Here is a 6,377-nt window from a genome sequence, read left to right on the forward strand (position 1 = left end):
GGTACCTTGTAAAGTACCTTGTATACTCGGTAAGGTACCTTGTAAAGTACCTTGTATACTCGGTAAGGTACCTTGTAAAGTACCTTGTGTGTTAGAGTCATTATTAATCAACTCTGTTTCTAACAATAAAATTCTTTGTGTTATACTTTTAAAACGTCTTTTAAAAATACTATTCAAGTTTGACATTAATGTTAAGGTAAAAAAAAACACTTTCAATTTTTCTTTATATTTTATCTATTCTATCTATTTTATATATAGTGTAATTTATAAGTTCTATAGTATTATGTATAGTCATGGATAAATTATCTATATCTTGAATTGATTTTTTCAATTCATTTTCTAAAAATAGTTGATGTTTTATAGTTTCATTATCAAAATACAATGTATCTAATTTTTTAGAGATACCTTCTATTTTTGAAATCAAAAGTTCTTCATTTATATCACATTGTTTATTATTAATAAAAGTTAATTTATTTTCAAATAAATTTATTTTTTCATTGAATTCTTTAAATTTAGTTTCTATATATAATTTTTTACAATTTTCATCTAAGGACTTTTCAATTTTATCTAAACGATCTATTAATTCCTTTTTGTAAAACATGTAAACTATATAACATACAAAGTATTTTTTATACTTTTTTTAACGTAATACATTTTGCGTTAAAAAAAGTATAAAAAAATACTCTATATAATTAAAATGTCAAAAGAAAATTCTATAGATTATTTATTTGAAGATCCACCTATTCAAAATCAACAATATGCATTAATTAGTATTGTTGGACCACATATGCCCCAAAAATGTGATACTTGGGGATTAAAGATTAGAGGTACAGCTGATACTTTAGAAAAAGCAAAAAGTATGTCTCAAAAGATTTTAAGGATTGATAATAATTACGATATTTATACAGTTGAAGTGGGTAAATTTTTTCCATTAAATGTAGAGCCATATGATGTTAAAGATATAGAATATCAAAATGACCAATTAAACACATTAATTAAGAGTTATTTAGAAAATAGAGAAAATGCCAATGAAGAATGGCATAATAGAAAAAATGAGATGGTTAAAAATGCTATAAAAGAAGGAAAATCATCAGAAAAGCCAAAAGAGCACCCGATTTCTATTATTCAGCAAATTCATATGCAAAAGGAAGACATTCAAAAGGCTCAAGAAAAAATGAGAGAGTTGGAAAATACATTAAACGATAATTATACAGACGATGAAAAGACTGGTGCACAAATTGATTTTAATAAAATGTTGAAAACCACACTTGAAAAAATAGATGAAGAGGACGAAGAAATTTCTGAAGTAAATGATATTTTAGAAAAGATTAAAAAAATAGAATTAGAAAAAGAAAAAGAAAACGTTTCTTCAGAAGAAATTGAAAAATTAGATTTACAAATTCGATTATTAAAAGAGAAATTAAATGAACCAGATGTTATTAATGATTATATTAATAATAATTATATAAATCCACAAATTAGATTGGTCTAATCTAGATTTTATTGTATAAAATAAATTGCTAAAATAGCAAAAATCAGTGCAATTATTTTATTAGATGTTAAATCTTCATTTTCGAATAAAGATCCTATTATTACTGCTAATATAATACTTATACAAGCCCATATAACATTTACTTTATTTACATTATAATAATTATATATATAATGAAAAAGTATTGCTACTAAAATATAAAAAACAACACCAATGATATAGTGTATATCGAGTATTTTTTTACTTTTTTTTAAAAGGTATTGTCCTATTTGTTCTATTATAGTAATAATGATAGTAATCATTATCATACTAGTTAGATCTTCATTTTTCATATTAATTTACTTACCTTATATTATACTATTAAAAAATATTTAATGTATTCTAGTGTTATTTAAACTATTTTTATGAACAATCATTTCACATATTTTAAACAAGTTTAAATTTTCCAACATTTCTATCCAATCAAAATCAGAAACTTTATTATAACATTTTAAATATAATATACTATCTATAGGATATCTATCATATTCTTCATTCGAATAAGCATCGTAAAATATTGTATTATCTAAATTAAACTGTACACTTTTCATTTAATTATTAACGATAGATATTTTATTTTTTGATTTCTTACACCAATTTTAATACTTATTTACTATTACTATAACTATTAGAGGGCAAGGTATTTTTGGTTTGTTCTTCTTTTTTCTGTAAAGCATCTGTTAATACAAAATTATAAGTCTCATTTTCAACAAAACTTTGCAATTGCAATTCTCTTATATTTTCTATATGTTTTTTTAATTCATTTGATTTATTAAAATTAATAGAATTTAAAATTCTTAAAGATTTTCCAACTTCCAAAAGTATTTGTAGTTCTTTGATCATATCTATATTTGTATTTTGTATTTAATTTATTATCAATTTTTTTTAAAATACAAGTCTATATTAATAAACAGATCTATTACGACCATCAACTTTAATTTTTGAGTGTAAACTTTCGTATATTTCATTTAAAATATTATCTTTAGACAAAACAATATGTTTAGACAAAACAATATGTTTAGACAAAACAATATGTTTAGACAAAACAATATTTTCTATACTATTTTTGAATTTTTTTAAATCATATTGGAAATATAATATATCAGTATCTAAATCATAAATCCCATGTGTTATACGGTGCACTACATTTAAAATCCAATACAAATTTAAAATTTTTAAACTCTGGTAATAAAGATTCTTCTTCACTATAATAATATCGTATTGGGCATTTTGAATAATTGTAAATAATCATATTTAAATTGTGTATTGAAATTAAATTATGTAATTAATTTCAATTTTTGTTAATTCGAGTTTTGTTTTATTGTTTATTATTATTTATTATATATGGATTTCCTGCAAGTTGTGTTTTAAATATATCTGGTTGTAATCTATTATCATTAGTTTCTTCTTTACGCCCTTGTATATTAATAATATGTTTATCTGGTATTATTTGAGGTATAATTGTATTCATATTATGTCGATTATCTATTTCTTCTTTTAATAATAAATTTGCTTTGGTTTTAACTTCTCCAAATGAAACTTTTCCAGAAGATATTTGAAATTTTTGTTGTCCTCCAGCCCTTTGACCCATAAGTAAATCTTGTTTATGATCTCTTACAACTGCATTATCATATTTTGTTCTAGAACCTGATTCATTTTTATAATGTGGATTACCAGAGTAATTACTTTTATTTGTAATAATTTCTTTATTTGTTATCTTAGCATCGTATTTATTTACAAGATAACCAAGACCATTTTGACCATTTGTATGCTGGCCTAGATATTTATTATCAACTAAATGTTGTTTTTGAGTACCCTTAGGTTTAATATCGGACATTCCCATTTCATAAGGGTCTGTAGAGTTCATGTTATATACTGTTTTTATATTACCACTATCATTTGTTCTTAATGTAGTTTGTTTTAATGTTGTTTTAATATCGTCAGTTGGTCTTATAACAACTTGTTTTCCAGATACAGTAATATTCCCCAAGTCAAATCTATCTTCTGTTGTAGATCTTTCATTAGTATATTGTTTTAAACTTGATCTACCATAATCATTAACTGTTTTTGAACCACTTATATTTCTTATATAATCATTTTCATAATTAATTCTTTTAGGTTCTTGAAATAAAGAATTTGTTAAATCATCATTGTAATTTCCATCTAACGACGTTACTAATTCTTTACTATTATCAACCCCAACTCTTTGAGGTGATTTATTTAAATTTGTACTATTTACATTTCCATAATATTCTAAATTATATTGATCTCTTGAAGATGTCTTGAAATTAATAGTGTAATCTTCTAATACCTTTGGTGCTACAAATGAACCAGGACCTTTGAAAAAATGATCTGGATTTGATTCATAAAAAGTTTCTGGACCATTCTTTTTAAGTTCTCCTATTACACCTCTTGTTGATCCAAATTGACCAGGTAACATAACACCACTATATGTTTCCTTTGGATTGTTACCAGGACGTAATTCATTGATATCTTTAAATTCTGGTCTAATATTATTTTCAAAAGTACCAGCTTTTGGAGCTGATATATAGATAGACTCCATTGGTTTTTCACCTTGCTTGTAAATAGATTGTATATATCTATCTTTTATATTATCAGTTTGAGATTGCATTCCATAAATATTTTCAGGTTTTGTATCATAAAAACTTTCAACTTCCTTTTTATGTTGAAATTCAAAAGTCTTTCCTGTATATTTATCTAAAACACCAGAATTTGCAAATCCTTCCATATTCTGTTTTGTATTACTACCAAAAAATGGAACCATATTTTTATGATCCTTTTCATAAGGTAGTCCTGTTAACAAATTTATATTTTTTTCTTCAATAGTTGCACCTTCTCTCACTGTGCTACGAAACATTGGCATATTTTCTACACCATTATCTAAAGCAGATACCACTTTTCCTATACGATTTGCGTCATTTAATTCTCCTAATTCTTTTGAAGATAAACTATTTTTACCTAATTCAATTGGATTTTTCCCTACTGTACTATAAGTATTATACAATGGTGGTATAAAACCTGTATCTGATGGTTTTTGAGCATCTTTATAATTTTGTAAAGATCTATTTAATATTTCTTCATTTGCTTCAGTTACAACATTTGAAGTATATATATTATCACCATTTGGTTTGTCAAAAGTTTCTATATGGTCGCGATTAGTAGATTGTTCTCTCTGAACTTTTCCATTTTTACTAAAAAAATATCCAACTAATGTTGTTAGCCCTATTAGAGGAATTGTTAAGTCAGCCATTAATATATATATTATCAATAGAAAATACTTTTTTAAAAAAAGTACGCAAAAAATATTAAACATTTTAAATATACTTTTTTAAAATGTTAAGTAAATTTATTTGCTTATTAAAAGTTATTTGTTTATTAAAAGTTATTTGTTTATTAAAAGTTATTTGTTTATTAAAAGTTATTTGTTTATTAAAAGTTATTTAGAGTTATTTTTGATAAAACTTTTTTTTAAAAAGTTTAAATTATATTTAAAAAACGTTTAATAACATGTTTATCAAGATTTATAATTTTGATATAAACATCTTCAAAACGGATTGGTGAATTTGTTGTTTTATATTGTGCATGCAATTGTCTTAATGTTCTATAATATATATGATCTTGTTCAATTTGAATTTGATGTTTAACATGTGAATTTATATATAATCTATGAATTGTCTTTACTAATTTTAATATAGATGCTTTAATAAATGCAAATGTCAATTGATATTCTTTGTATATTTTTTCAAGTAATTCTAATGATTCTGGTTTATTTAATAATTCAATATATCTCATTCTTATTTCAGGAACATTTCCTCTAATATCTTTTATAATTTTATAACTTTCAAAATCAATTTTGTAAATAGAATTTACATTTGTATTTTTGTTTGTACTTCTAATAACTATACCTCTTTTATTAGCTAAATCAAAAGGTCTATTTGATTCAATAATAGATACAAACTCTTTTTTATTAATATATTCTTTCTTTTTAATATTCATATTCCCTTCAAAAATAAAAGTATTATCTTCAATAAAAGTTTTATTATCAACTCTTGAAATGTAAATTAAAAAATTTCTTTTATGCTTTACAACAATTCTATTTTCTTTATGAAGTAAAATAAAAAAATAAGTAGAATTTTTATCTAAATTTTCTAAACTTTTTTTATCAAAAAGTTCCCAAAAAAGTTCATTAAAACTTTTTGAACTAGACCAATAACTCATACTTGCATCAATACATTTAGTAGTAGATGTATACCATGTATCATTGTAATTATATAATCTAATTATAGTACCATCTTCACAAAATTCAATAGTAGTTGAATCATTTGTAATTAAATCATCCAATTGTTCTTTAGTATTTACATCATTAATTTGTGGATAACACATTGCAACAATTTTATTTGTATCCATTTCAAAAATAATTCCATTTGCTTGTTTTTTAATGTTTTCATCTAATTTATTTTCATCATTTTCATTTTCAACTTTTTTATTATTATTTGCAAGTAAATAAAGATTATTATTAAATTTTACATGTAAATCTTTACAACAAGATTTTACTTTTTCAAAAGTTTTTCCAGAAACCAAATTAGATACATCATTGACATTAATAATACACATCGTAAGTATAATCGTAAGTATAATCGTAAGTATAATCGTAAATATAATCGTAAGTAATAAAAAAGAAAAAATTAATATTTATAATATTTATAATCTAGTAAAATTATTTAATTATTCATTTTTTTTATTAATAAACTAAATTTTATAAATTTTTTCAACTAAATTTTATAAATTTTTTCAACTAAATTTTATAAATTTTTTCAACTAAATT

Annotated in this window: 9 protein-coding genes; 1 reads left to right on the top strand and 8 read right to left on the bottom strand. The window is 22.6% G+C overall.

Annotated features, from left to right (window positions below):
• Positions 1-186, bottom strand: a 186-nt coding sequence (locus tag AC8IG9_RS06365) for a hypothetical protein (protein ID WP_507425977.1), incomplete at its 3' end; no start/stop codon positions are given.
• A gap of 37 nt (positions 187-223) precedes the next feature.
• Complete coding sequence (locus AC8IG9_RS06370; protein ID WP_507425978.1) at positions 224-601, bottom strand: hypothetical protein; 378 nt, start codon at positions 599-601, stop codon at positions 224-226.
• 96 nt (positions 602-697) lie between these two features.
• Here AC8IG9_RS06370 and AC8IG9_RS06375 point away from each other — a divergent pair, with 96 nt between their 5' ends.
• Positions 698-1,492 (top strand): DUF5832 domain-containing protein, encoded by a 795-nt coding sequence (locus tag AC8IG9_RS06375; protein WP_507425979.1) that lies wholly within the window; start codon positions 698-700, stop codon positions 1,490-1,492.
• 8 nt (positions 1,493-1,500) lie between these two features.
• Here AC8IG9_RS06375 and AC8IG9_RS06380 read toward each other — a convergent pair whose 3' ends face one another.
• From AC8IG9_RS06380 to AC8IG9_RS06405, 6 genes are all read right to left on the bottom strand, one after another.
• A complete protein-coding gene (locus AC8IG9_RS06380; protein ID WP_507425980.1) occupies positions 1,501-1,824 on the bottom strand; it encodes a hypothetical protein in 324 nt (107 codons plus the stop codon).
• 39 nt (positions 1,825-1,863) lie between these two features.
• Positions 1,864-2,082: a hypothetical protein gene (locus tag AC8IG9_RS06385; protein ID WP_507425981.1), complete on the bottom strand. Its 219-nt coding sequence runs from the start codon at positions 2,080-2,082 to the stop codon at positions 1,864-1,866.
• A gap of 55 nt (positions 2,083-2,137) precedes the next feature.
• Positions 2,138-2,374 (bottom strand): hypothetical protein, encoded by a 237-nt coding sequence (locus AC8IG9_RS06390; RefSeq protein ID WP_507425982.1) that lies wholly within the window; start codon positions 2,372-2,374, stop codon positions 2,138-2,140.
• Positions 2,375-2,434: 60 nt separating this feature from the next.
• Entirely contained in the window at positions 2,435-2,674 is a 240-nt protein-coding gene (locus AC8IG9_RS06395; protein ID WP_507425983.1) for a hypothetical protein, read from the bottom strand.
• A gap of 175 nt (positions 2,675-2,849) precedes the next feature.
• Complete coding sequence (locus tag AC8IG9_RS06400) at positions 2,850-4,802, bottom strand: hypothetical protein (RefSeq protein WP_507425984.1); 1,953 nt, start codon at positions 4,800-4,802, stop codon at positions 2,850-2,852.
• A 227-nt stretch (positions 4,803-5,029) separates the two neighbouring features.
• Complete coding sequence (locus AC8IG9_RS06405) at positions 5,030-6,166, bottom strand: hypothetical protein (protein ID WP_507425985.1); 1,137 nt, start codon at positions 6,164-6,166, stop codon at positions 5,030-5,032.
• Between the last annotated feature and the right edge of the window lie 211 nt (positions 6,167-6,377).

It is taken from the genome of Candidatus Allofontibacter sp. (genome assembly GCF_040404065.1).
In the GTDB taxonomy this organism is placed as follows: Bacteria; Pseudomonadota; Alphaproteobacteria; order Pelagibacterales; family Pelagibacteraceae; genus Fontibacterium.